Raw genomic sequence first — 23,987 nt, 5'->3', positions numbered from 1 at the left:
GGCTAGATAGTTAGTTCGCTTTCTTGTTGCAGTTGTGTGCCGTAGCGGAATACCTGTGCTAGAGCCAGCAGACAGAGCCCTGTCACGATCCAGGGCAATGTATTGGCAGATCCAACGCCTACCGTAAAATTGAGGGCCGGTTTCAGAACGTAACCCCTGGCCGCTAGCAACTCAACAGCGTCATAGCTGAGCAGCATGTTCATTAACGTACCTACGAAGAAGTAGGCAATAAAGCCAAAGCCAATGCGCGTGAGCCGCTGCACTTGGAGCGGATTGAATACCCGCTCGTCGGCGATAGACTGAAAGAGGCATTTGAACTGGTACGTAGTCCAGACCAGCAGTACCATCAACAATCCCATTCCACTGACCAAGACGCTTAGCAAACGGGGTATTTCGGCCAGATCGGTCCACGAACGAACAGCCATGTTGAGCCAGAAAGTCTGAGTCTGGTTAGGGTTCGATTTGCTCAGGAAGGCTGGTAACCCCAGCTTCAGATCAAACGCCTGTGGGGCTTCGCTCCATTCGGCCAACGCCTGTGCCTGCTTCGTCACAGGTGAGTTGATTCGACCGTTAAGTTCGATCGGAAATACGAACGTACCTGACTCATTGGCAAACGGCCCTTCAACCAGCAATAGCCCTATCAGGACTGTAACAAAGAGCAGTAGGGCAATCTGCCCATAAAACAGTACCGTAAACAGGCGGGCCAGCCAGCGTGGCAGTGAGGGAAAATTCATGTTTATCGCGTTTATTTTGTAAGTATCAGTAAATATTTATTGAAAAACAATAAAAAATTATTGATGATCGTGTTGCGATGAATTTGTTGATTGCTTACCTATTACGCGGATTTGTCCTGTATCGGCATACGTGTAATTTTGACCAGCAAATTATGCCCAATGGATCCTAAGCCGCGTCCTAATCATCGTCTATATCTGGAAGCGTTGCGTCGTATGACCGAAGAGCAACGGCTTCTGAAGGCGTTTGAGCTGTCGGAGTTTACCCGCCAATTGTTCAAAGAGGGGCTACGTCAGCGGTTTCCCGAAAAGACAGAGTCAGAACTGCATGAACTGTTTCTGAAACGCCTTGCCAAGTGTCACAATCAGAATTACTGATCTATATACTGAGTCTGCTGACGGACCTCAACATTCCGTATATGGTGACAGGCTCTGTTGTGTCGAGTATACAGGGAGACCCTCGTTCAACACACGATATTGATGTTGTAGTTATGCTGGAAAAGGCGGCTGTTCAATCGTTTAGTGCCGCTATTCCGAAAGACGTATTCTACCTAAACGAGCATAGTGTGCTGGAAGCTGTTGAGCGGAAGCATATGTTCAATCTGCTCGAGGGGGCAACGGGTAACAAGGTCGATTTTTGGCTTTTAACCGAAGATCCGTTTGATGTAAGCCGGTTTAGTCGACGACGAAACGCCGCTATTTTCGGGCTTACCAATTTTTATGTGTCTGCTCCGGAAGATACTATATTGAGTAAGCTTAGATGGGCCAAGCTGGCGGGTGGAAGCGAAAAGCAACTTACCGATGCCATTCGGGTTTTCGAGATGCAGTTCGATCAACTCGACATGACCTACCTCCGGCAGTGGGTAGAACAACTTCATCTGCAAGAGCAATGGCAGCAACTGATCGAACGCGCAGCGCCTTATTAATCGCTTACCTACTACACGGATTTGTCCCGCATTGGCATACGTGTAATTTTGACCAGCAAATTGTTTCTCTATGACTACGCAAACCCTCGACGCCACCACGCAACAACAGGTTGACCAATGGCTGTCTGGCCCCTACGACGCCGACACCAAAGCCGCCATTCAACAACTGATCGACAGCGGCAACACCACCGAACTAACCGACTCGTTTTATCGCACCCTCGAATTTGGTACGGGGGGGCTGCGCGGCGTCATTGGCGTTGGTTCCAACCGCATGAACCGCTACACGGTGGGCGCGGCCACGCAGGGCTACGCCAACTACCTCAACAAATCGTTTGCGGGACAGGATATCAGCGTGGCCATTGCGCACGATAGCCGCCGGATGAGCCCCGAATTTGCGCGTATCGCCGCCGATATTTTCTCGGCCAACAACATCAAAGTGTACCTGTTCTCGGCCCTGCGCCCCACGCCCGAACTCTCGTTTGCTATTCGGCAACTGGGTTGCCAGGGCGGCGTGGTCGTGACGGCGTCGCACAACCCGCCCGAGTACAACGGCTATAAAGTGTACTGGAACGACGGCTCGCAGGTGGTGGCTCCGCACGACAAAAACATCGTGGACGAGGTGAGCGCCATCAGCAGTGTCGACGACATCAAGTTTGAAGGCGTAGCCGACAAGATCAAGTTGATCGACGAAGAAATCGACGCGCCGTACATCGAGCGGATCAAGTCGAACGCGGTTAACCCCGACGTGATTGCCCGGCAAGCCAACCTGAACATCGTCTTTACGCCTATCCATGGCACGGGCATTACGCTGGTGCCGCGCGCGCTGGAAGCCCTCGGGTTCACCAACGTGAGCGTGGTGGAAGCGCAGGCTACGCCTGATGGCAACTTCCCGACGGTGAAGTCGCCGAACCCGGAAGAAAAAGCCGCCATGCAGATGGCGCTTGATCAGGCCAAATACCAGAACGCCGATCTGATCATCGCTACCGACCCCGACGCCGACCGTGTGGGGGCGGGTGCGCTGAACCACCACGGCGAGTTTGAGTTGCTCAACGGTAACCAGATGGCCAGCCTGATTATCTATTACCTGTTGCGCGCCTGGAAAGAAACCGGCAAACTGACGGGTAACGAATTTGTGGCGAAAACCATCGTCACGACGGACCTGATCGACCGGCTGTGCGAGCAGTATGGTGTTACCTGTTACAATACCCTCACGGGCTTCAAATACATCGCGCAGGTGATTCGTGAACTGGAAGGCAAAGAGCAGTTCATTGGCGGTGGCGAAGAAAGCTATGGCTACCTGATCGGTGATTTCGTGCGTGACAAAGACGCCATCGCGTCGTGCGCCATGATTGCCGAGCTGACGGCCTACGCCAAAGATCAGGGCCTGAGCCTGTTCGACCTGCTGATGGAGATGTACCAGCAAACGGGCTTCTTCTACGAAGCGCTGGTGTCGCTGACCAAAAAGGGAAAAGCCGGTGCCGAAGAAATTCAGCAGATGATGGCCGACTTCCGGGCCAACCCGCCGAAAGAAATCGCCGGTTCGCCGGTGGTGCGCGTTGATGACTACAAGGCCCTGACCACGCTGGATATGGCGTCGGGACAGACCACGGCCATTGAAGCGGGTAAGATGGGTATCGAAGCCTCGAACGTGCTGCAATTCTTCACCGCCGATGGTACGAAGGTATCGGCCCGTCCGTCGGGAACTGAGCCGAAGATCAAATTCTACGTCAGCGTCAACGAGCCACTGCCAAGTGCCGAGGCCTTCGACGACACCTACGCCGCCCTGAAAGCGAAAGTGCAGCGCGTGACCGACGAGCTGAATCTGAAGTAGCCTGTAGTGACTCACTCAACTGGAAAAGGGCAGCCCCTCGGGGTTGCCCTTTCTGGTTAAATACCATGCTTACCCCCCGCCGGAATGCCGGACCACCTAAAGGGAGCCTGCTGGCGCATAACTATTGGCATTCGCGTAGTTGCGAGTGCGCCAGCAGGCCTCCTTCAGGGCGGGGGGGGTAAACTCGTAACCAACAAAATCCTATGCTCGTATGACATCGCTCTATAGCATGGCTGCCATCTACATCGTGGCTGGCCTGTTGCACTTTATCCGACCCAGAACGTACCTGGCCATCATGCCGCCCTACCTGCCTGCACACAAGGCCTTGGTGTTCTGGAGTGGTGTGGCTGAACTGGCGCTGGGTCTGGCGTTGCTGCTGCCCGCGCTACGTACCTGGGCGGCGTGGGGCATCATCGCGCTGCTGATTGCTGTCTTCCCCGCCAACGTGTACATGGCAACGGACGAAAAGTTTCGGAAAATTCCGGCCTGGGTACGTTGGGGGCGGCTTCCCTTGCAGGCCGTGCTGATCTGGTGGGCGTATCAGTATACCTGATGCGCCCCAACATTCGAGCCTGATGGTAGTTAGTTGGTTGACAAACAACCACGCTATGAGCTACCTACGAATGGCCCTCTGCACGCTGGCGGCTACGTTGGCTGGGCGAACCACGCACGCGCAATCGTCAATGGCTTTGCCCGCCGATCGGCTGGCATTTAGTCAGCAGCGCTACAATCATACCCGAACACTAGGCCTTTCGCTGGGCGGTTACGCGCTGGCGAACATGGCCGTGAGCGGTCTCTCGATTGGGCAGTCGCAGGGCGAAGCGAAGTATTTTCATCAGATGAATCTGTACTGGAATGCCGTGAACCTGGGCATCGCCGGGGTGGGTCTGCTGGGTTTGCGTAAGCAACACCCCGGCACCGAAACGCTGGGCGAGGCGGTGCAGAAACACGAGGCCATGAAACGCACGCTGCTGTTCAACGCGGGGCTCGACGTGGCCTACATCGCGGGCGGGCTGTACCTGACCGAGCGGGCCAATTCGCGTCCCGATCAGGCCGACAAGCTGCGGGGCTACGGAAAAGCCGTGATGGTGCAGGGCGCGTTTCTGCTGGCCTTCGATGTAGTTAACTACTTCATTTTTAAGAAACGAGGCGATCCTCAGCAAATCCAGCTGATCGGGCAGTCGCCGCTTGGCATGGGCGTGGTGGTTCCGATTCGGTAATCCGGCTGTTAACTTCGCCGCGCCAACGGCTGGATCGATTTACGACCAAGCCAACACGAACTACGAAACCATCGCTTCATCAATGCCGCAACCCAAACGCGCCAGTGAATCGCACACCATCATGACCGAGATGGTGCTGCCCAACGATACCAACACGCTCAACAACCTAATGGGCGGACGGCTGCTGCATTTTATGGACATCGCCGCTGCCATCGCCGCCCAAAAGCACTCTAACCGGATCGTCGTGACGGCCTCGGTCGATAACGTATCCTTTGCCGAGCCTATCAAACTAGGCAACATCGTGACGATGAAAGCGCAGGTGACGCGGGCTTTCAACTCGTCGATGGAGGTGTTTATTGAGGTGTGGGCCGAAGATATTCCGGCGGGTATCCGGGTCAGCACGAACAGCGCGTACTACACGTTTGTCGCCGTCGATCAGAGCGGGCGACCCATCGAAGTGTCCCCCGTCATTGCTGAAACCGACGACGAAAAAGCCCGGTATGAATCGGCCCTGCGCCGTCGCCAGCTACGCCTCGTACTGGCCGGCCGCATGAAACCCCAGGAAGCCACCGAACTGCGTGCGCTGCTAGTAGGCGAATGAACTATGAATTAGGAACTATGAATTATGAGCTATGAATCGGCTGGCGCATGACTACCCGCGCCAGCCGATTCATAGCTCATAATTCATAGTTCCTAATTCATAGTTCCTAATTCTTAACTCACCGTAAACCCATCGCCCAGCTTGAAGATGGCTTTGAGACACTGAGCCGTCAGGGTGGCGTCTTCGAGGGCGTTATGGAAGGAGTCTTCGCGTTCGAAGCCGAAATGGGCGGCAATGGCTGTCAGGCTAAGGCCTTTCGGGGTGGGTTTGCCGTTCTTGCGCAGCACCCGGAATACAAAGTAACTCAGCGTGTGCAGGTCGACGAGGGTGCGCGAAAACGGCCATTTCATCTTCTCATTCAGGTAAGCTTCCTTCAGAAAATTGATATCGTGCATTACGCTTTGGCCGCAGATCACCACATCGCGCAGGAAGGGCGTCTTGTCGAGTTGGTTGGGCGGCACCCGGATATTGAGTTGTTCGCAGATCCAGTTTTCCAGCGCGGGCAACACATCGTAGATCATAGGAGCATCGTCGAGGTCGGCGAGCGAGAGGTTGTGCACCTGCTCGGCCGAGGCCGTAAACGCCTCTTCGTTTTCGGGGTAGACGTTGGTGAGGTATTGGCCCTTCTCGCGCCAGTCGTCGTCGAACAGCACGGCTCCCAACTGAATAATCTCATTGTAGCCCGGATCGGGCCCCGACATTTCAAGGTCTAATACTAAAAAAGGCATTGGTTAATGGGTTGGCTACAGCAGTGGCGCTGCGCAAAGAGAGAGAAAGCTTCGTTAACAAAAATAAGCGAAGTGCGGATTCTTGCGAACTTTTCGACAGCGCAATTCATTCATTTGTATATACAAGTATAATCAGACAATAAACCACAGTTAACCATGCATTACGTAGTTACCGGCTCATTGGGCCACACGGGCAAACCCATCACTGAAGGCCTGCTGAAAGCGGGTCATACCGTTACAGTCATCACCAGCAAAGCCGACAATGCGGCCAAGATTGAGGCGTTGGGAGCCACAGCCGCCGTTGGGAGTCTGGAAGACGGAGCCTTTGTGACGCAGGCCTTCGCCAACGCCGATGCCGTATACCTGATGATTCCGCCGAAGTGGAACATGACCGACTGGCGGGCCTACCAGAATCAGGTGGGCGATCATTACATCGCAGCCATTAAGGCCAATGACATCCGGTTTGTAGTGTTGCTGAGCAGTGTAGGTGCCCACAAAGGCAGTGGTACCGGCCCCGTGGATGGGCTATACGATATGGAGCAAAAGCTGAAAACGGTGGAGGGATTGAATGTGAAGGTGTTGCGTCCGTCGTATTTCATGCAAAACCTGTTTAGCATGGCGGGGATGGTGAAAGGCATGGGCATCATGGGTAGCAATTTTGGCGACGATCCCGTGGTACTCGTGCATACCGACGACATCGCCGCCGCTGCTTTGCAGGAACTGCTGAACCTCGACTTCACGGGCACGCAGGTACGTTACGTGGCGGGCGATGAGCGCACAGGGGCCGAAATTGCCCGCGTACTGGGCGAGGCCGTCGGGAAGCCTGAAACGCCCTGGGTGGTGTTCAGCGATGAGCAGAACAAACAGGGGATGTTGCAGGCCGGTCTGAGCGACGAAGTGGCGACAAACTACACTGAAATGGGCGCATCGTTGCGGGATGGTTCGATGCAGGCCGATTACCTGGCCAACCGCCCCGCGCTGAGTAAAATCAAGCTGGAGGACTTCGCCAAAAACGAGTTTGCGCCCGCCTTCAATGCCTGATAAGCAAGAATTTTGAGCTGTCAGGTACGTACCTGAAACTCACAGTCTAGTTGGGCTAGCCGGCTGAATTGGTGCACGAAAAATACGCGGCCTGGTAAAGCTGTTCTGAGCGGCTTTGTCAGGCCGTACGCCGTTTCGAGGCCTCCGGGATGTTTGTTAAGGGCCGAGCTGACCAAAAACAATTTGATGGTCGAGGCGTTCTGGAAGGATGTACAGCAAAACACGTCTTTCAACGTTGATGATAACTCGACTTTTCACCATTGCCTTGCTTTTCAGTAGCTTATCACTGAAAGCCCAGTTGCGGCTCGACCTGGAATCGGGACTTGTGCTGGGTACCAACTACAACGAAATCCGAATCCCCAATCAGGGTGGGACGTTCGTCAATCTGAATGATCGACTGAGCGCCAAACCAACCGTATTTTACCGGGCCCGGCTGGGTTATACGATTGCTAATCGCCATACGGTATCGCTTCTGTATGCGCCGCTGACCGTGCGTTATAACGGGAACTTCGACCAGAACGTAAACTTCAACAATCTACTCTTTCCGGCCAATCGACCGGTTACAGTCGACTACAAGTTCAGTTCCTACCGCCTGACGTATCGCTATGATTTCGTTGTCAGCAACCGGTGGCGGGTAGGGGCGGGGCTGACGGCCAAAATCCGGGATGCCAACGTGCAGTTTGCCGGTGAATCGGGTCGTACCAATTTTGACAACCTCGGTTTTGTACCGTTGGTCAATTTTTATGCGGCCTACAAACCCGGCGAGCGGTTTAGCTTCCTGCTGGAAGGTGATGCGCTGGGGTCACGGTTCGGGCGGGCCGAAGATATTTTTGCCGGAGGCGCCTACGCCATCAGCCCGGCGGTCAGTGTGAAAGCCGGCTATCGGGTTGTAGAAGGCGGTGCCGACGTCGACGAAATTTACAATTTCACCTGGATCAATTACGCCTCCGCGGGTCTATTGCTTTCGTTTTAGGCATTTCAGGTACGTCGAAATACTACTACCTCTTTTAGATGTTCACTAATGAAAAGCAATTAATTGAATCTGAAGCTACACCGTTAAAGATAAACCAGTCAGCACACGCTTGCGTAAAATTGATGACCTAATAAACACAAGGTGTTGCAGGTATAGATGAAGGTAACACGCATACAGATAGGAATACTGAGTATGATCGTGGGGAAGTTAAAGCGTGCCTGTAAGTACCTGATTGAAGAAGTATAATGATCAGAGAAGAATTAGGGCAATAGTTCAATAAAATTTTGTTTTTAGTTACAAAAAAGCGAATTTTGGCAACGCTTTTACTGCGATTTCTGATTTATATGACTCGTTACTGTCTCTTATACATTTTATCAATAGTTACTGCTATTTTTCATCTAAGTGGTTGCCAACACGAGTCCATTTCAGCAACTCCCCAGCGCCTTCGGTTATCACAGATCAAGAGGGATAGTTTTTATGCTAGAGGGGATTCGGTTTCATTGCACTATAGAGCGACTGGGGAATTGGTAAGTTATACAGCTGTAACAAGTGGAGATCTTGTAGTGGGAACGCTGAATTATGATGGGAAGGGACAACTCACTCGTTCAGAAGAAAAGCCGGCCCCCGGTGTAACCTCGTACAGTAACTACCGTACTTACGCATATAACCAAGAGGGGAACCTAACAACTGCCGAGTTTTATGCCACTTCATATGGTAAGCAAATATATTCGCTAAGACGCATTGATAAATTAGAATATAATGACATTGCGCAGCCAGTCAAAATGACGACAAAGACTTATATGGATGGGCAGTTGATCTCAATTTCTGTGGCTGAGAGTTTATTTCGGAATGGCAATGTAGAGAGTGTTAAAATAATAAATCCAGTTACGCAACATACGACAATAACCACTTTTCAGTACGATGATAAGCCGAACCCTTTTTACGGATTGACTGAACATCCTGTCGGTTTTGTCAATTCAACGTATAATCGTAATAACACTATCGCGAGGCTCGGTGGCTTAGAGGAAGATGTAAGTCATGCACTCACGTATGATGCCAATGGCTTGTTGATTAAACAAGTTTTGAACGCTAATCTTAAATCAAGTAGGCAAATCAGCTATACGTATAAATACGAAAGCTACTGATTGGATCGCCACAATGTGCTTGTCACTGCTTAATTGACAACAACGGATCGTGCGAAATTTTAACTGTATAAAACTCTACGCTCCCTATTTATAGGTTCTGGTATTATCAGCAGATTAATGCATTAGATCCTATTTGAATTGACTAGTTGCCGCTCATATCTACGCGTTTATTTTGCTACCCCTCACCAAGTGACCCTCAGTCTTGAGGGTGAAGAGTGAAACTGCACTGAACACAAATAAATCACTTCCAATGGCTACTTCGGTAGGTTCTGTACCGTAAACACGGTTCGCTGGTAGCCTGCGGAACCGTCTGTTGAGAGGCCGTTGACCTCAATCAGGTACGTGCCGGGCTGGTCAGACGTGAAGAAATCGGTGCGGGCGTTGCCATTGGTGTCGACGGCCAGGTTCGGATTCCAGTAGAGCAGGGTACGTTTATCGGGCAGGCGGTTTTCGAGCTGCCGGGCGGTTTCGTACCGGGGCGCGTAAAACTCACGCTGGAGTTGCAGACCGTCGTAATCCAGCTTCACGACGTTGGCTGGCAGCGGAAAGCCCGCCAGATCACCTTTGTAGGTCATGAAACTGACAATGCCGTTGAACATGGCAGGCCCCATGCCGTAGTTATTGGAAACCACATCGATCTGCTGCACTTTCAACGGACTGAACTCGATCACCTTGTCCATATCGAAAACCGGCACGCCATCCATCAGCACCAGCGAATTGTCGTTGAACAGTTCATTGAAGGGCAGGTTTACGACATTGAGCTGAAAACGCCCCTGCTTCTTGCGGGGCATCACCCCCCGCACATATTCCCGCAGCACTTCTTCCATGCGCGGAAAACGCGTGTAGGCATCCAACTGGTAGCTCTCACTCGGTCGTACGTAGAACGGCAGGCTGTCGACAACGGGCAACTGGTAGCGCAGGAGCCGGTCGCCCCAGTAGGTTTGCTGCACCTGCATCGCCACCGACCGGCTAAGCAACGTCTCCTGCTGCGACTCACTGACGGCGGGTTCGGGCAATGGTAACGGCCCAGAAACAGACGCATAAGGCGAGCGGATCGTCAGCTTCTTCAGGCTGTCGTTGGGGTTGGTCTGTGCCAGAATGGTGTTGGTTCCCCAGAAATCGCGCATTTCAAAATAGACGCGCCCGGCGGTATCGCTGCGGGATACGTAGAGCCGGGTTGGCTTGCCGGGGGCCGAGAGGTACGTGAGCACGCCCGGAACTGGCTGGCCCGTTTGGGGGTCGGTCAGTCGCCCTTCTATAAGTTGGCCGTTGTACTCGGGCAGGTAGCGAAAACCGGGGCGGGTGGGCGTCAGAATGTCGTTCCAGCGGAAGCGCCGCCAGCCCTGGGTGAGCATCAGCAGATCGGTAGCCTCGCGAAGTTGGGGTGAATCGGTTTGCCAGTAAGAACCGGGCGATTCGATCAGGCCGGGCAGATCGGAGGACAGCCAGAGGTAACTCAACAGGTGTTCCGAATGGGGCGTGGCCAGCGAATCGAGCCGGTACACGGCCATTGAGAGCGTGGGCGAACCATCCTTCGCCGCGTCGGGGCCCTGCACGGCGGCAGTGAGGGCGACTTTAGACCGGGTAGCGTACGTATCCCGGTCTGTTTTCAACGCGATGGACAACGGATTGGCTGGTCGTTTGAAATAAAGTCGCTCGCAGATTGGCTGGTGATTGGCGTCGAAAAGCGTCAGGTGCGAAATGCCGTCGCCCAGCTTCGTTTTGTCGATTCGAAACGACGTTTCGCGCTGGATTGGCCGTGCTTCGGCGAAATCAATGACCTGCCGGGTATGCGCAAACAGGTACACCGCCGAGGCATTGGGTACGTTGGTGGTAACCGTGATCTGTAACTGGTCGGCGCTGCTTTCCTCCAGCCGCATCACGTACCCCTGTGGCTGTATCGTGGGGAGTGGTTGACTGAAGGTGCGGCCTTTCTCGTCCACAAACAACGCCCGGTAGGTCGCGTTCTGAGTGGGTGTCAGCGTAAAGCTCCCCTTGCCCAGATGCTGTGTCGTCAGTTGGGCTAGGGTGTCGTTTTTCTCGCCCAGCAGCCAGCCTCGGGCGTTTACGCCCCGTCCCGCTTCGTCGGCCACCCTGAACGCCACCCGGCTGGCGAGCCCCTGCACCAGATAGCCCCCCTCCGGGAAAAACTGAACGTCGTAGCGCACCGTTTCGCGGGGGAGTTTCAGCCCCAGCCGCCGGAATGGATTGACAATCGTTACGTTTTTCTCGAAAAAGTAAGCGGCATCACCGTTCTTCATCCAGTTGGTATACCCCCGCAGCCGGTACGTACCTGACGCTAGATTGGTCGGTAGCGACAGGGCGCCGTTGCCGCCCGCCGCCGAGAGGGCAACTGCCGCTCGCAGCATCGACGTACCTGACCCGTCGAGCAGGTCGAGGTAGGCTACTTTGCTCAGGTCGAGTGGCTTGTGGTACGTACCATCGACGTAGTACAGCTTGAACCACATTGACTCACCCGTCAGGTAAAAAGCCTGATCGGTATGGACGAACAGCTTCTCGGTCAGAGCCTGCCGCCGGTAGGTATCGAACGACTGAACCAGCCAATCGGCGGAGGTCGTCGTCTGACCGAATGCCGCCAGTTGAACCAGCAGCAGCACCAGCATAGCGCCATTACGCAATACGATCATCGTGGTAGTCAGTGCGTTTTACTCGTCCCAGAAATCAGGTTTCTTATTGATGCCCCCCTGCATCCGGCAGTCAATGCATTCGAAGGTGGTCGTCAGGTAAAGCGGTCCCGGCATGCCCGATTCGGCCATAATGCCGGGCTGCGTCTTCTGAATCTGGGCCAGCGACAGTGTGTCAACATCGCACAGCTCGTAGCCCGTGGCGGTGCGCCAGTTGGGTAATTGAGCGCGTCCGATGAAAATCCGTTTCGTCTTTACGTCACCCGCCCAGAAGAAGCCCAGCACCAGATCGGCGGGGTTGCTGGTTGAGCGCATGTTGCCGGTAAGCTGCGACGGCTGCGGGTCGAACAGCGAGCCGACGTTCTGGGTGATTTTTGCGAGCTGATCGTAGTAGTTGTACCCCGCCTGGGTCAGGGCGTACTGCCGGACCAGTAGGCTGTAGCGTCGCTGAAATTTCATGGACTGGCCATCCACGAACGTGAGCGGAAACCGGTTGACAATAGCCTGACTTAGCCGGGCGGTAGACGTCGTCAGGATGTTTTTAGAACTCGTCGAACTCCAGCAGTTAAAGATATTGTCCTGCCGCAGCTCGACGGCTTTCGTCTTGTCATTGTAGATGTAGCCGGAGTAGTAGGCAGACGTATAGGCCCAGGTTTCGTCGAATTCCCAGCGGAAATACCGGGTGCGATTGGTTGGGTCGTGGGTCGATACGTTGAACTGAACGCCGTCGTTCTCTACCGTCCAGTGCACGCTGTCGATGGGAGGCGCTTTCACCACAGGTACGTAATCGGAGACGTAGTCGCCTCCGGCAGCCGTCCGGATGTGCAGCCGGTAGGTTTCGCCCGAGACGGGGGTTATACCGGCCAGGGAATAGATACCGCCCGGGCTTTCCTGCAACGTGTATATGGCGTTACGGGCACTCTCAATCGTGACGGTTGCCCCGCTTTCGGCCGTGGGGGCATTTTTGTCGCTCAGGTTCTGGCTCCGGCTCAGCCGGATAGACGTGGTGGCGCCGGGTGTGCTGTCGAAAAAGCCGTTGACAACCAGGTAGCTGGCGGGGGCGGCAATCTCGGGTGGGCGGTACGGGTCTACGCAACTCGCCGCTGCCAGTAGCACGAGCAACCCGCCCAAAACCTGTTGATAGATGCTGTTTTTCATCCGTAGCGCTTCGTCTCAGAATCTGAAATTATACGTTATCGAGGGAATCGGTTGCCCAAAAATCGACAGCTGATAGCCGTTGATGACTCCGTTTTCCGACTTGAAATAGACCGAATAGGCATTCCGGCGACCGGTCAGGTTGTACACGGCGATGGTCCACGAGCTATGCGCCAGTTTCCGGACCTTGTGATTGCCTTCGATGTTCATCGCAAAATCGGCCCGGTAATAATCCGGAATCCGGTACTGGTTTCGCTCCGAATACAGTAACCGCAACGCGTTGTCGGCCGTGTATTTGGCAATGGGCAGCGTAATGGGCCGCCCCGTGCTGTAGGTGAAATTCAGCGACAGGCTAAACCGGCGGTTAATCTTGTAATTGCTGATCAGCGTGATGTCGTGGGGTTTATCGAAGCTGCTCGGGTAATACTGGCCCTGATTGATGACGTCGGTTTCTGCTTGCCCGGTGGAGCGCAGAAACGTGCGGGCGTAGGTGTAACTCAGCCAGCCATTCAGCTTTCCGGTCATCTTTTTCACCAGAAACTCCACGCCATAGGCTTTCCCCTCGGCAGCTACGACGTCGGTTTCGATGTGGGGATTGAGCAGCAGCGTGGCCCCGTTCCGAAAATCGATCAGGTTCCGCATGGTTTTGTAATACGCCTCCACCGACAGCTCAATCGTGTTGGTCCGGTTATTCTTGTAGACCCCCACGGCAAACTGATCGCCTACCTGCGGTTTGATGTTGTTGTCGCTTAACTTCCAGATGTCGGTGGGCGAAATGACCGTCGTGTTTGAGAGCATCTGAATGTACTGGCGCGTACGGTTGAAACTGGCTTTTACCGAGGCCGACGACGAGAGCGCGTAGCGGAGCGCGACCCGATATTCGGGGCCGCCGTAGGTCTGGATGACCTGATTCCGCCCGTAAGGGATGGTGTCTGTGATGTTGTCGACGGTGCGGGGCTCCCCAGGTACGTACTGGAACACGCCCCGCGGCCCCAGATACTGGAAAAACGAGTACCGAAGCCCACCACTGACCGACAGGCGCGGGCTGATGTCGAACCGATCGCCGACATACACGGCGCTTTCCAGCCCCTGTTCGGTCCCCACGCTCAGCGGTACGATCAGCGACTCGGCGCCCTGCGGCTGGAACGTACCTGGCCGGAGTTTGTAATAGATGCTGCTGATACCAAAGTCGACCGCGTGCTGATTGGTCGGGTAAAAATTGAAATCCGCTTTCAACTGCGACTGGTTAATGCCGAAATCGAGCTGGTAGGCGTTCACCGGATTCAATACGCTTGATACCCGGTATTCGTAACCGCTGTAACTGGCCGTATAAACGCTGTACAGCTTCTGGCTGAAAACGTGCTTCCATTTCAACGTCGCGACTTTGTTCTGGTAGGCGTAGGCCGTATCGCTGCCTAGTGTAAACCGGTCGCGGCTCAGGTAGCCGGTCAGGTAAAGCGTATTTTTCTCGTCGATTTCGTGCGTGATGTGCGCGTTCAGATCGTAGAACTGCGCGTCGCTTTTCCGGAAAGCCGCATTCTGCAACTGTTTAAGCAGCCAGTCGGAATAAGTCGTTCGGATACCGGCGATGAACGATGTTTTGTCTTTCAGAATCGGCCCTTCCACCGTCAGGCGGCCCGTCAGCAGCCCGATGCCGCCCGAGCCAATAAACTTCTTTTTGTTGCCGTCGCGGGTCTGCACGTCCAGCACCGACGACAGCCGACCGCCGTAGCGCGAGGGGATGGCGCTTTTATACAATTCGGCGCTCTTGATCAGGTCGGGGTTGAAGGCCGAGAAAAAGCCGAACAGGTGCGACGAATTGTAGATTGGGGCGTCGTTGTAGAGAATCAGGTTCTGGTCGGTGGCCCCGCCGCGCACGTTCAGCCCGGTCGAGCTTTCGCCCACCGTTTTCACGCCAGGCAATGTCTGGATGACCCGTAGCAGATCGGCTTCCCCCAACGCCGTAGGTATCTGCTTGACGCTCTTGATGTCGACGCGTTCCTGCCCCATTTGCAGACCCGAGATGTTGACGTCCTTTTCCGCCTCGATGACCACCTCCTTCAGGGCAATCACGTCGTCTTCCAGGTCAATATCGAACTTGCCGTCTGCGTACAGCACAATCCGGCGGTGGGTATCTTTCAGGCCGGTACTCCGAATTTTTAGGTCGTGCCGACCCCGGGGCAAGGTCAGCGAGTAATACCCGAATTGATCAGAGGCGGTACCGACGCGCGGATTATCAATATAAATGGCCGCACCCACAATCGGCTCGCCCGACGCTATGTTGCGGACGTACCCGGCCAGCGTGGCCCGACCAGGCCGGATGGGGTTGGTTCGTTTGCCGATTTCGTACAACCGGCTTTCAGGTTCGGCTCGTATTTTCGGCATTTCCGTCAGGTACGTCGCGCCCGTCGTATCGTCGTCGACAGCGCCTCGAACAAAGAACCCAATGGGCAACTGCGTTCGGATGGGCCGGCCGGCGGTGATGTACACCTGGTGCTGGTTGTCAATCGAATAACTGAGCTTTGTGCCGGCAACCAGTTGGTTCAGCAGGGCCTGTAGCGGCTGTTTGTCGGCACGCAGGTTCACAATCAGGCTGTCGGTATCGGCCGGGTTGTAGAAAAAGCGCGACGAAGTCTGTGCCTCAACCGCTTGAACAAACTGGCTGAAACGTACCTGGCGGAAATCCCCGCTGATGAGCGGGTCGTTTTTGGTCTGGGCAACCCCCGTATTGACGAGCCAAGTGGTCAGGTACCCCAGAAGAACGAATCGATATAGCTGCATCATAGCCCGCGCGTTAATTCGTCGTACCGTTGCGTAGCCTGGGCAATCGCCTGCTCCCGCCTGTCGGCGCTGAACCGAAGGGCGTTTTTTCGAATAAACCGGCGCAACTCCCTGGCCTGATCGGGGAACAGTTTCAGGAAGCTTCGCTTGGTTTTTATCTCGAAAAAGGCGTTCTGCTTCTGAACAATGAATTTGTCTTTGATCAGGTACTTCCCTTTGTAGCTGCCATCGTACAGGTCTTCCTCGATGGTCTTTACGCGCTTGGCCAGCGCTTTGACCCGGCCGTTGTAGATGACTTCATAAAATCCCGTGCGAACGCCCGCCAGGCTATCGCCATTGATCCAGGTGAACTGGCTGTTGCCCAGCGAGAAACTGGCCATTTTTTCCATGGGTACCTGTAGCCGGTAGCCACTCCCGGTGGGCTGAATCACCACCTGATCCCGGACGACGTCGTACAGCAGTTGCAGATCGCGGTAGCGGACGCCGTTGAGCTGCACCGTGCCCCGCTGCAAACTATCAGTCTGAAAATAGGGATGTATTTTGATGCGGGGGTCATGTCCCACATACAGATGGCCTTCCTGGGCGTGCGCCTGCCCTTGCAGTCGCTGCTCGTAAGTGCGGATGGCCTGATCCTGTGCCTGCTGAACAAACGTCGACTGAGCCCGAACGCCATTAATCAGCAAAGGGGATAGTAGCAGCAGGGCAAGCCTGAGCAGCGGACAGGAGGAAGCGATCATAACGTCTGAGCAACCGATAAAACCGTATCCGGTTTGTACAGGACTAAAGGGTTTGATCGACGTTCCCTACTTTGTGCCAATCGGCAATCAATGGCTACATTTTATTGAACGATCCGTTGCCACCTGCGACGTTGCGTGGTCTGAGCAATGCGATGGCAGACGGCTGATTCCCAGTCCGTTCGAACGAGAGCGTATTATTCACTGCGTAAAAAATCACGTTGTATATGGTAACCCTTACTAAACGGAAAGCACTTTTCCGCTTTCTGATTAGTAAGGGTTACCTCCCAAAAGGGAGTAGGTGAGGGGCGGCCGTCCTGCCGATGGCTACTGGTTGCGGCAAGCCAAGAATGAGCGATCAATGACGTCAGTGCACGTATCGATCTAGCCGGCAATTGGATCTAAAAATCTAAATGGCAGTTGGTCCAGCCGTCGTCGAAGCGGGTACCGAATTGTTTGTAGAAGCCAATGGCGGGTTTGTTCCAGTCGAGCACCTGCCACATCATACCTGTGCACTTGGTGGCTTTGGCCTGCTCGATGGTGGCGTCGAGCAACTCCTTGCCCAACCCTTGTCCGCGGTGGCTTTCGGTCACGATGATGTCTTCCAGATACAACCGCTTCCCTTTCCAGGTCGAATAGCGGTAATAATACAGCGCGATGCCAACCAGTTTCCGGGTTTCTCCGTCTTCGGCCACCAGCAAGCCAAATAGTGGATTGGGGCCGAAGCCGTCTTCGAGCAGTTGCTCGGCGGTGTTGGTTACCTCGTTGGCCGCTTCTTCGTAAACGGCTAATTCGCGGATGAGGTCGAATACCTGCGGAACATCGGCGGGAGTGCCGGTGCGGATTGTGATCATGAGTAGAGGAAGGGTGAAAAAGAAGAGTGGACAGTGGATGATGAATAATGAATAATGCACAATGAATAATGTACGATGAACAATGCGCACTGAACAGTGAACAATGGCGCTACAAAGCTATAGGTTGTATGGCATGCTTACGCATTGTACATTGTTCATCGTACATTGTTCATCGTACATTGTTCATCGTGCATTGTACATCGTACATTATTCATTGTGCATCGATTCTCGCCCGCCATTTATCCAGCGCGGCCTGAAAATCGGCGGGAAGGGGCGAGTCGAACTGAAGCCGCTCGCCGGTTTTGGGATGGGTAAAGCCCAGCGAACGGGCATGCAACGCCTGCCGGGGCAACAGCGCGAAGGCATTCCCCACAAAGGCTTTAAACGACCCGTTCACACTGCCGCGTAGGATACGGTCGCCGCCATACATGGCATCGTTGAATAGTGGGTGGCCGATGTGCCGGAAATGCGCCCGAATCTGGTGGGTACGTCCGGTTTCGAGGTTGCATTGCACCAGCGAGACAAAGTTCATCGGCTCCAGGGTGCGGTAGTGCGTCACTGACCATTTGCCCTTCGTTTCGTCGTCGTAGATGGTCATCACCTTGCGGTCGGCAGCCGAACGACCAATGTAGCCCGTAATGGTGCCGTCGGCGGGGTCGGGTTGGCCCCACACCAGCGCCACGTAGGTACGTTCGATGGTATGGTCGAAAAACTGCCGGGCTAGGTGGCTCATGGCGTATTCGGTCTTGGCAATCACCATCAGGCCCGACGTGTCTTTGTCGATGCGATGCACCAGCCCTGGCCGGCCCTCGCCGTTGCGGCCCGTGGGCAGGTTTTGCATATGATAAACGAGCGCGTTCACCAGCGTACCGTCCCAGTTGCCGTGCGCCGGGTGCACCACCATGCCCGCCGGTTTGTTCACCACCAGCAACTCGTTGTCTTCGTAGACAATATCGAGCGGAATGTCCTGCGGAATAACGGTGGTTTCGCGGGGCGGATGCGGCAGCGACAGCACAATCAGGTCGCCGGGCTTTACTTTGTAGCTGGCTTTGGTGGGTTTCCCGTTTACCTGAATGCCGCCCGCGTCGATGGCCGCCTGTACCTTGGTGCGGGTGGCATTGGCCAGTTTTGAATCTAAAAACCGATCAATCCGAAGCATCGCCTGACCCGGATCCACCACAATCCGGTGGTGTTCATACAGGTCGTCATTGTCTTCGGTTTCGTCGAGTTGTGTGTCTAGCATAGTGTCATTGGAACGCAGATGACGCGGATTGAGCGGATTTACACGGACTTTTCAAACTGATTTCAAGAAAGCATCGCTTTGATACCTATCAAAAAATCCGTGTAACTCCGCTCAATCCGCGTTATCCGCGTGCTATATCAAACCCAAAATTACATGCCTCTACCTGATTTAGCGGCGCAACTGAACCAGATTGTCGGGCATTCGGCGCTCGACTACCTGCCCGACCCGTTTCCCGAGCCGGTGCCGATCCGGCTGTTTCTGAAGCGCGACGATCAGCTGCACCCGCTGGTATCGGGCAATAAATGGCGGAAACTCAAGTATAACCTGCTGGCGGCGCGCGAACAGGGCCTGTCGACCGTGCTCACGTTTGGCGGGGCGTTTTCCAACCACCTCCACGCGACCGCCGCCGCAGGGAAGCTGTTCGGTTTCCAGACGATCGGTGTCGTACGCGGCGATGAACTTGCCCACCGCCCGCTCAATCGGACGTTGGCGTTCTGCCGGGAGCAGGGAATGCACCTGCATTTTGTGAGCCGAACCGATTACAAACGGGCAGCCGACCCAACGTACCTGGCCGGTTTGCAGGCGCAGTTTGGGCCCTGCTACCTCGTGCCGGAGGGAGGCACCAATGCCTTGGCGATCCAGGGAACAGCCGAAATCATACCCGAAATCTGTCAGCAATGGCGCGAAACGGGATTATCGTCAGGTACGTATAGGGGACATCCGTTACCGCATACAGTGGCTTGTGCCGTGGGAACGGCAGGTACGTTGGCCGGGCTAATCGCATCGGCTCCCGACCCGGTGCAGGTGTTGGGTGTTTCGGCCCTGAAAGGCGCCGTCAATTTTGCCGCGTTACCTAGTTCATTGCCACCTGAAGTGCAGGTAATCAACCAGTATCATTTCGGTGGGTATGCCCGCACCACGCCCGTTTTGGATGAATTTATCGGGATTTTTCGGGAGCAGACGGGCGTCTGGCTCGAACCGACTTACACGGGCAAACTGCTCTATGCCCTTTACGATCTGGCCCGGCGGGGTCATTTCCCCGAGCAGGCCGGGGTTGTAGCCGTCCATACCGGTGGTTTGCAAGTAATAGGCCAACCATGACGTATTTATGGATGACCAGAGCGCGAATGAGCGGTGAGCTGGTTGAGTAGATATGTTTTCTAAACAGATAAATGATAAACATTTTATTGCAATTGAACTCGTACAGTACACACTAGTTCGTTAGGTCGATCGGCTTGATTATCTTGCTGACTCAACGTTTAGACCATGACTTTAAAGCGGACCAATCTGCTCATTGCGACGGCTTTCTTGTGCATTTTTTTACTGCTCAGCCTGACCACCTACCTCTCCTGGCAGAGTAACCAGCGGGAGCAGCAGGTCAACGAACAAGTACGGGATACATACGAAGTAATCGCTCAGATTGAACAGCTAACCAATGCGTCGCGTGATTTGCAAACCGACGCCCGGAGCTATGAACTGACGGGGAAGCGCGAGTTCCTTCAGTCATTTCGGTCCGTCAGTCAAAAGCTTCCCCAGCAGTTAACTCAGCTCGATTGGCTACTTCGTCAGCAGCCGCAGGCACAAGCTCAGGTCAGAGAACTGGGACAGTTAATCAATCAGCGGTTGGGCGTTAGCCAGCAGCTTATCAATCAGCGACAGACAGTCGTTTCTGTGGGGTCAGAAGAGTTGCTGAAACAGGGGCGTCAGTTGCTATTCCAGATGCGCCCCATTGCCAAAGCGTTAAACGATCAGCAACGGGCGTTGGTTGAGGCACGGCTGCAACAGGCACAGGCCGCTTATCAGACCACGCAGCAACGCATTGGGCTGGTTACCGGGTCGGCGCTGGCTGTGATGGCCTTCCTGCTTTGGGTGCTGTATGGTCAGCTGCGGCGGCGGATGCGCAACGAAGCCAAACTGGCGCAGCTTGACGTTGAGTTGCAGCATCAATTACAGCAGGAGCAGGCGCACAACCAGGCGCTCGATCAGCTCAACCAGCAGTTGCGGCAGTCGAACGAAAACCTTCAGCAGTTTGCCTACATCGCCAGTCACGATTTACAGGAGCCGTTGCGCAAGATTCAGCAGTTTGGCGATTTGTTGAAAGCCCGGTACAACGCTTCGGGCGATGCCGAACTAGAGCGCGATTACCTCAGCCGGATGCAGACGGCCGCCAAGCGTATGTCGTTGCTGATCAAAGATTTGCTGGCCTTTTCGCGCATCTCGGCGCAACCCGTTGCCGACACCCAAGTCGATTTGACAATTGTACTCGAGCAAACATTGGATAACCTGTCAGTGGCTATACAGGAAACCAATGCGCAGCTTACGATTGGTCCGCTGCCGACGGTGGTGGGGGAGACGTTCCAACTGGGGCAGCTTTTTCAGAATTTGTTGTCGAATGCCATCAAATTTCACCGACCGGGCAACGTACCCCACGTTCAGGTTCGGGCGAGCGAGCTGGCCGACGCGCAACTACCCGCCACAGTTAAGCCGACTCAGGCGTCGGCGCGGTACCATCAGATCGACATCGTGGATGATGGCATTGGGTTTGATGAAAAGTACCTGCACCAGATTTTCCAGGTATTTCAGCGGCTGCACGGCCGAAATGAGTTCGTCGGTACGGGCATCGGGCTGGCGATTTGTCAGAAAGTGGTCGTCAACCACGGTGGCGCTATCACAGCGGTCAGCCAACCGGGCGGCGGGTCGTGCTTCAGCGTTTATTTGCCCGCTCAAGCTATGAAAGCCGACCAGCTACCGGCATAGACCAACTGGTTATGCCACCGGAATGACGCTCAGATTACCACTTCCTTCCATGTAGCATTGTTTTACCTCTTCGATCCGCTCGATACCTTGCTGGCGAAGTAACCCCATAAACTCGTCTTCGGTAAGCAACTCGCGGCGGAGGTTCTGTTTCATCAGCACGCCATCTTTGATCAGGAGCGTCGGCTCGGGGTTACTCAGGCGGTCGAACAGCGGCGAACGGATGCCCATCCAATTGATGAAAAAATCCCAGCCGACCAACGTACCCACCAGCGCGGCGCCCTCGGTAATGGATTCATACGTACCGGCCATGGCATTCTGGGCGGCGTCGGAGATGAGCGTGATCAGCAGGATATCGGTGATGTTGAGTTGACCGCTGCTGCGCCGGACAAATCGAATGTACACGAACACGATCCAGTACGTGATGGTACCGCGAATAAGCATCTCAAGCACCGAACTGCTTGGAATGAACATCCGCTCCCAATCAATCGAGATTAACTTTTCCATGCCAGCTGGGTTAGTGAGTGTACCATTAATCGTAACCGATTGACCAACTTTGGGTTTGAAATTCTTCCTGAATACAATGCCGGCTTCACTACTCGACCACTCACTGGAATCCCGTTTACAACATAAAATCGATCATAAAACCAAACCCTTGGGCGCGTTGGGGCAACTCGAGGCCCTGGCTCTGCAAATTGGCCTGATTCAGCAGACCGAAACGCCCACACTGACCAACCCCCACCTGCTGGTGTTTGCCGCCGACCACGGTATTACGGCCGAAGGGGTGAGTGCCTACCCCGCCGAGGTTACCTACCAGATGGTTCAGAACTTCATCGACGGCGGGGCGGCCATCAATGTGTTTTGCCGGCAGCAGGGGCTCAATCTGGTGGTTTGTGACGTAGGGGTGCGGGGTACGTTCGAGCACAATACGCCCGACTTTGTTAAGTTTAAGGTGCAGCCCGGCACCCGGAATATGCGCCACGAACCGGCGATGTCTATTGACGATTGCGAGGCTGCGATGGATGCAGGCCGCATGCTGGTCGATGGGGTGCAACACCGGGGCTGTAACACCGTAGGCTTTGGCGAAATGGGTATTGGCAATACCTCATCGGCGTCGCTGCTCATGCATCGGCTGCTCGACCTGCCGTTGGAGCAGTGCGTCGGGCGCGGCACTGGCCTCACCAATGCGCAACTGGCTCACAAACTCGCGGTACTGCAAGATGTGGCCGACCGCTACGCCGACCTGACCGCGCCGCTGGAACAGCTATGCGCGATGGGTGGGCTGGAAATTGCCGCTATGGCAGGCGGGATGCTGCGCGCAGCGGAAAACCGGATGGTCATACTGGTCGATGGGTTTATTGCCACGGTGGCACTGCTGGTGGCCCGCGCGCTGGACCCTGCCGTGCCGGACTACTGCGTGTTTACGCACCAATCGGCCGAGCAGGGCCACCGGCTGATGCTGGAAGCCCTCAAGGCGCGGCCGCTGCTTCACCTGGATCTGCGCCTGGGCGAAGGCACGGGCTGTGCGCTGGCTTATCCATTGCTTCAAGCGGCCGTAGCAATGCTCAACGAGATGGCCTCGTTTGAACAGGCCGGAGTCAGTGAGAAACACGAAAATGAATTATGAACTATGAATTATGAATTATGAGCTATGAATTGGCTGATGCCTGTGTGTCTATGCGTCAGCCAATTCATAGCTCATAATTCATAGTTCACAATTCACAGTCCATAGTTGTCGACGATGAAAACACTATTCTTTACTGCGTTGATGTTTTACACGCGGCTGCCTGTGCCCAAAGGCATTGATCATTCGGAGGATAAACTCAACCGATCGACGGTGTTTTTTCCGCTCATCGGCTGGATCATCGGTGGAATCGGGGTTGGGGCTTATTGGGTTGGCAGTGTGCTGTTTCCGCCCGAACTGGCGGTGCTGCTGAGCCTGATTGCAACGGTCTGGGCCACGGGTGCGTTTCACGAAGATGGATTTGCCGACATGTGCGACGGATTCGGCGGGGGCTGGTCGAAGGCGCAAATCCTGACGATCATGAAAGACAGCCGGCTGGGAACGTATGGCGTAATTGGCCTGGGGCTGTTGCTGGCCGTAAAGTTTTTTGCCCTGATGAAGTTGCTGCCCGGTGAGCCGTTTGGCTGGCCGGTGGCCTTGAAATACATCTCGGCGCATAGCCTCAGCCGCTGGATCGCCACTACAGTGATCGCTGCCATGCCCTACGCCCGCGACGACGAACAATCGAAAGCTAAACCTATTGCCAAAGGGGGCATCAAGGGTTGGCCGCTGGTGGTAGCTACCGTATTTGGACTACTGCCGACGGCGGTGCTGTGCGTGCTGTCGGGGCTCTGGATTTATGCCCTGTTTCTGGTGCCGCTGTGGCTGGTACGCTGGCGGCTCATGCACTTTTTTCAAAAATGGCTCGGTGGCTACACGGGCGATTGCCTCGGGGCCACCCAACAACTTACCGAAGTGATCACGTACCTGTCGTATGTCTCGCTGGTGTGGGTAAGCCTGTAAAACAGTGAACAGTATGCAGTGAACAGTCTTCAGTTGGCTGGGGCTTCGGCAAGCTGCTCCAAGGCAAAGAAATTTGTTCACTGTAAACTGTGTACTGC

Annotated in this window: 22 protein-coding genes; 13 read left to right on the top strand and 9 right to left on the bottom strand. The window is 54.8% G+C overall.

The window, feature by feature from the left end; all coding sequences use genetic code 11:
• Positions 1–2: 2 nt before the first annotated feature.
• Complete coding sequence (locus ACAW74_RS03560; protein WP_370696812.1) at positions 3–734, bottom strand: DUF2975 domain-containing protein; 732 nt, start codon at positions 732–734, stop codon at positions 3–5.
• Between the two features lie 159 nt (positions 735–893).
• On the opposite strand from ACAW74_RS03560, the gene ACAW74_RS03555 reads away from it, so the two are divergent.
• The 6 genes from ACAW74_RS03555 (at position 894) to ACAW74_RS03530 (ending at position 5,309) form a co-directional block, all read left to right on the top strand.
• Positions 894–1,109, top strand: coding sequence for a hypothetical protein (locus ACAW74_RS03555; protein WP_370696811.1), 216 nt, complete (start codon positions 894–896; stop codon positions 1,107–1,109).
• Entirely contained in the window at positions 1,088–1,657 is a 570-nt protein-coding gene (locus ACAW74_RS03550) for a hypothetical protein (protein WP_370696810.1), read from the top strand. Before ACAW74_RS03555 ends, ACAW74_RS03550 begins: the two co-directional genes overlap by 22 nt.
• Positions 1,658–1,727: 70 nt before the next feature.
• Positions 1,728–3,488, top strand: coding sequence for a phospho-sugar mutase (locus tag ACAW74_RS03545; RefSeq protein WP_370696809.1), 1,761 nt, complete (start codon positions 1,728–1,730; stop codon positions 3,486–3,488).
• Positions 3,489–3,699: 211 nt separating this feature from the next.
• Positions 3,700–4,041 (top strand): DoxX family protein, encoded by a 342-nt coding sequence (locus ACAW74_RS03540; protein ID WP_370696808.1) that lies wholly within the window; start codon positions 3,700–3,702, stop codon positions 4,039–4,041.
• Positions 4,042–4,096: 55 nt separating this feature from the next.
• Positions 4,097–4,708, top strand: a complete 612-nt coding sequence (locus ACAW74_RS03535; protein WP_370696807.1) for a DUF6992 family protein — start codon at positions 4,097–4,099, stop codon at positions 4,706–4,708.
• A gap of 82 nt (positions 4,709–4,790) precedes the next feature.
• Positions 4,791–5,309, top strand: a complete 519-nt coding sequence (locus ACAW74_RS03530) for an acyl-CoA thioesterase (protein WP_370696806.1) — start codon at positions 4,791–4,793, stop codon at positions 5,307–5,309.
• A gap of 113 nt (positions 5,310–5,422) precedes the next feature.
• Here the strand turns inward: ACAW74_RS03530 and ACAW74_RS03525 are convergent, their stop codons facing one another.
• On the bottom strand, positions 5,423–6,037 hold the full coding sequence (locus tag ACAW74_RS03525; protein ID WP_370696805.1) for a 3'-5' exonuclease: 615 nt from the start codon (positions 6,035–6,037) through the stop codon (positions 5,423–5,425).
• Positions 6,038–6,193: 156 nt separating this feature from the next.
• Between ACAW74_RS03525 and ACAW74_RS03520 the strand changes: the two genes are divergently transcribed.
• The 3 genes from ACAW74_RS03520 to ACAW74_RS03510 all read left to right on the top strand — a co-directional run bounded on the left by ACAW74_RS03520 (position 6,194) and on the right by ACAW74_RS03510 (position 9,196).
• On the top strand, positions 6,194–7,078 hold the full coding sequence (locus ACAW74_RS03520; protein ID WP_370696804.1) for an NmrA family NAD(P)-binding protein: 885 nt from the start codon (positions 6,194–6,196) through the stop codon (positions 7,076–7,078).
• 238 nt (positions 7,079–7,316) lie between these two features.
• Positions 7,317–8,051: a porin family protein gene (locus tag ACAW74_RS03515; protein WP_370696803.1), complete on the top strand. Its 735-nt coding sequence runs from the start codon at positions 7,317–7,319 to the stop codon at positions 8,049–8,051.
• Positions 8,052–8,362: 311 nt separating this feature from the next.
• Positions 8,363–9,196, top strand: a complete 834-nt coding sequence (locus ACAW74_RS03510) for a hypothetical protein (protein WP_370696802.1) — start codon at positions 8,363–8,365, stop codon at positions 9,194–9,196.
• A gap of 254 nt (positions 9,197–9,450) precedes the next feature.
• On the opposite strand, the gene ACAW74_RS03505 is transcribed toward ACAW74_RS03510, so the two are convergent.
• From ACAW74_RS03505 to ACAW74_RS03480, 6 genes are all read right to left on the bottom strand, one after another.
• Entirely contained in the window at positions 9,451–11,844 is a 2,394-nt protein-coding gene (locus tag ACAW74_RS03505) for a hypothetical protein (protein WP_370696801.1), read from the bottom strand.
• An 18-nt stretch (positions 11,845–11,862) separates the two neighbouring features.
• Positions 11,863–12,999 carry a DUF4249 domain-containing protein gene (locus ACAW74_RS03500; protein ID WP_370696800.1) on the bottom strand — a complete coding sequence of 379 codons (1,137 nt, stop codon included), beginning with the start codon at positions 12,997–12,999 and terminating at the stop codon, positions 11,863–11,865.
• 15 nt (positions 13,000–13,014) lie between these two features.
• The gene (locus ACAW74_RS03495) at positions 13,015–15,780 is read right to left on the bottom strand and encodes a carboxypeptidase-like regulatory domain-containing protein (protein ID WP_370696799.1); all 2,766 of its coding nucleotides are present in this window, start codon (positions 15,778–15,780) and stop codon (positions 13,015–13,017) included.
• On the bottom strand, positions 15,777–16,514 hold the full coding sequence (locus ACAW74_RS03490; RefSeq protein WP_370696798.1) for a hypothetical protein: 738 nt from the start codon (positions 16,512–16,514) through the stop codon (positions 15,777–15,779). The genes ACAW74_RS03495 and ACAW74_RS03490 overlap by 4 nt, the downstream gene beginning before the upstream one ends.
• A 398-nt stretch (positions 16,515–16,912) precedes the next feature.
• Positions 16,913–17,365: a GNAT family N-acetyltransferase gene (locus tag ACAW74_RS03485; protein ID WP_370696797.1), complete on the bottom strand. Its 453-nt coding sequence runs from the start codon at positions 17,363–17,365 to the stop codon at positions 16,913–16,915.
• A 211-nt stretch (positions 17,366–17,576) separates the two neighbouring features.
• Positions 17,577–18,608 carry an RluA family pseudouridine synthase gene (locus ACAW74_RS03480; RefSeq protein ID WP_370696796.1) on the bottom strand — a complete coding sequence of 344 codons (1,032 nt, stop codon included), beginning with the start codon at positions 18,606–18,608 and terminating at the stop codon, positions 17,577–17,579.
• Between the two features lie 153 nt (positions 18,609–18,761).
• On the opposite strand from ACAW74_RS03480, the gene ACAW74_RS03475 reads away from it, so the two are divergent.
• Together ACAW74_RS03475 and ACAW74_RS03470 are read left to right on the top strand one after the other, a co-directional pair.
• Entirely contained in the window at positions 18,762–19,709 is a 948-nt protein-coding gene (locus ACAW74_RS03475) for a 1-aminocyclopropane-1-carboxylate deaminase/D-cysteine desulfhydrase (protein WP_370696795.1), read from the top strand.
• 165 nt (positions 19,710–19,874) lie between these two features.
• Positions 19,875–21,365 carry a sensor histidine kinase gene (locus tag ACAW74_RS03470; protein WP_370696794.1) on the top strand — a complete coding sequence of 497 codons (1,491 nt, stop codon included), beginning with the start codon at positions 19,875–19,877 and terminating at the stop codon, positions 21,363–21,365.
• A 9-nt stretch (positions 21,366–21,374) separates the two neighbouring features.
• Here ACAW74_RS03470 and ACAW74_RS03465 read toward each other — a convergent pair whose 3' ends face one another.
• Complete coding sequence (locus ACAW74_RS03465; RefSeq protein ID WP_370696793.1) at positions 21,375–21,869, bottom strand: DUF421 domain-containing protein; 495 nt, start codon at positions 21,867–21,869, stop codon at positions 21,375–21,377.
• 76 nt (positions 21,870–21,945) lie between these two features.
• Between ACAW74_RS03465 and cobT the strand changes: the two genes are divergently transcribed.
• Both cobT and ACAW74_RS03455 read left to right on the top strand, forming a co-directional pair.
• Positions 21,946–22,989: a nicotinate-nucleotide--dimethylbenzimidazole phosphoribosyltransferase gene (cobT, locus tag ACAW74_RS03460; RefSeq protein ID WP_370696792.1), complete on the top strand. Its 1,044-nt coding sequence runs from the start codon at positions 21,946–21,948 to the stop codon at positions 22,987–22,989.
• Positions 22,990–23,103: 114 nt separating this feature from the next.
• Positions 23,104–23,889, top strand: coding sequence for an adenosylcobinamide-GDP ribazoletransferase (locus ACAW74_RS03455; protein WP_370696791.1), 786 nt, complete (start codon positions 23,104–23,106; stop codon positions 23,887–23,889).
• Positions 23,890–23,987 lie beyond the last annotated feature (98 nt).

The sequence above is a fragment of the Fibrella musci genome (assembly GCF_041321105.1).
GTDB lineage: Bacteria > Bacteroidota > Bacteroidia > Cytophagales > Spirosomataceae > Fibrella > Fibrella musci.
This window is presented reverse-complemented; position numbering and strand designations above follow the sequence as displayed.

Coding starts and splice junctions, on each gene's coding strand:
- ACAW74_RS03560 (WP_370696812.1), bottom strand. CDS start 734: ATGAATTTTCCCTCACTGCCACGCTGGCTGGCCCGCCTGTTTACGGTA.
- ACAW74_RS03555 (WP_370696811.1), top strand. CDS start 894: ATGGATCCTAAGCCGCGTCCTAATCATCGTCTATATCTGGAAGCGTTG.
- ACAW74_RS03545 (WP_370696809.1), top strand. CDS start 1,728: ATGACTACGCAAACCCTCGACGCCACCACGCAACAACAGGTTGACCAA.
- ACAW74_RS03540 (WP_370696808.1), top strand. CDS start 3,700: ATGACATCGCTCTATAGCATGGCTGCCATCTACATCGTGGCTGGCCTG.
- ACAW74_RS03535 (WP_370696807.1), top strand. CDS start 4,097: ATGAGCTACCTACGAATGGCCCTCTGCACGCTGGCGGCTACGTTGGCT.
- ACAW74_RS03530 (WP_370696806.1), top strand. CDS start 4,791: ATGCCGCAACCCAAACGCGCCAGTGAATCGCACACCATCATGACCGAG.
- ACAW74_RS03525 (WP_370696805.1), bottom strand. CDS start 6,037: ATGCCTTTTTTAGTATTAGACCTTGAAATGTCGGGGCCCGATCCGGGC.
- ACAW74_RS03520 (WP_370696804.1), top strand. CDS start 6,194: ATGCATTACGTAGTTACCGGCTCATTGGGCCACACGGGCAAACCCATC.
- ACAW74_RS03515 (WP_370696803.1), top strand. CDS start 7,317: ATGATAACTCGACTTTTCACCATTGCCTTGCTTTTCAGTAGCTTATCA.
- ACAW74_RS03505 (WP_370696801.1), bottom strand. CDS start 11,844: ATGATCGTATTGCGTAATGGCGCTATGCTGGTGCTGCTGCTGGTTCAA.
- ACAW74_RS03500 (WP_370696800.1), bottom strand. CDS start 12,999: ATGAAAAACAGCATCTATCAACAGGTTTTGGGCGGGTTGCTCGTGCTA.
- ACAW74_RS03495 (WP_370696799.1), bottom strand. CDS start 15,780: ATGATGCAGCTATATCGATTCGTTCTTCTGGGGTACCTGACCACTTGG.
- ACAW74_RS03490 (WP_370696798.1), bottom strand. CDS start 16,514: ATGATCGCTTCCTCCTGTCCGCTGCTCAGGCTTGCCCTGCTGCTACTA.
- ACAW74_RS03485 (WP_370696797.1), bottom strand. CDS start 17,365: ATGATCACAATCCGCACCGGCACTCCCGCCGATGTTCCGCAGGTATTC.
- ACAW74_RS03480 (WP_370696796.1), bottom strand. CDS start 18,608: ATGCTAGACACACAACTCGACGAAACCGAAGACAATGACGACCTGTAT.
- ACAW74_RS03475 (WP_370696795.1), top strand. CDS start 18,762: ATGCCTCTACCTGATTTAGCGGCGCAACTGAACCAGATTGTCGGGCAT.
- ACAW74_RS03470 (WP_370696794.1), top strand. CDS start 19,875: ATGACTTTAAAGCGGACCAATCTGCTCATTGCGACGGCTTTCTTGTGC.
- ACAW74_RS03465 (WP_370696793.1), bottom strand. CDS start 21,869: ATGGAAAAGTTAATCTCGATTGATTGGGAGCGGATGTTCATTCCAAGC.
- cobT (WP_370696792.1), top strand. CDS start 21,946: ATGCCGGCTTCACTACTCGACCACTCACTGGAATCCCGTTTACAACAT.
- ACAW74_RS03455 (WP_370696791.1), top strand. CDS start 23,104: ATGAAAACACTATTCTTTACTGCGTTGATGTTTTACACGCGGCTGCCT.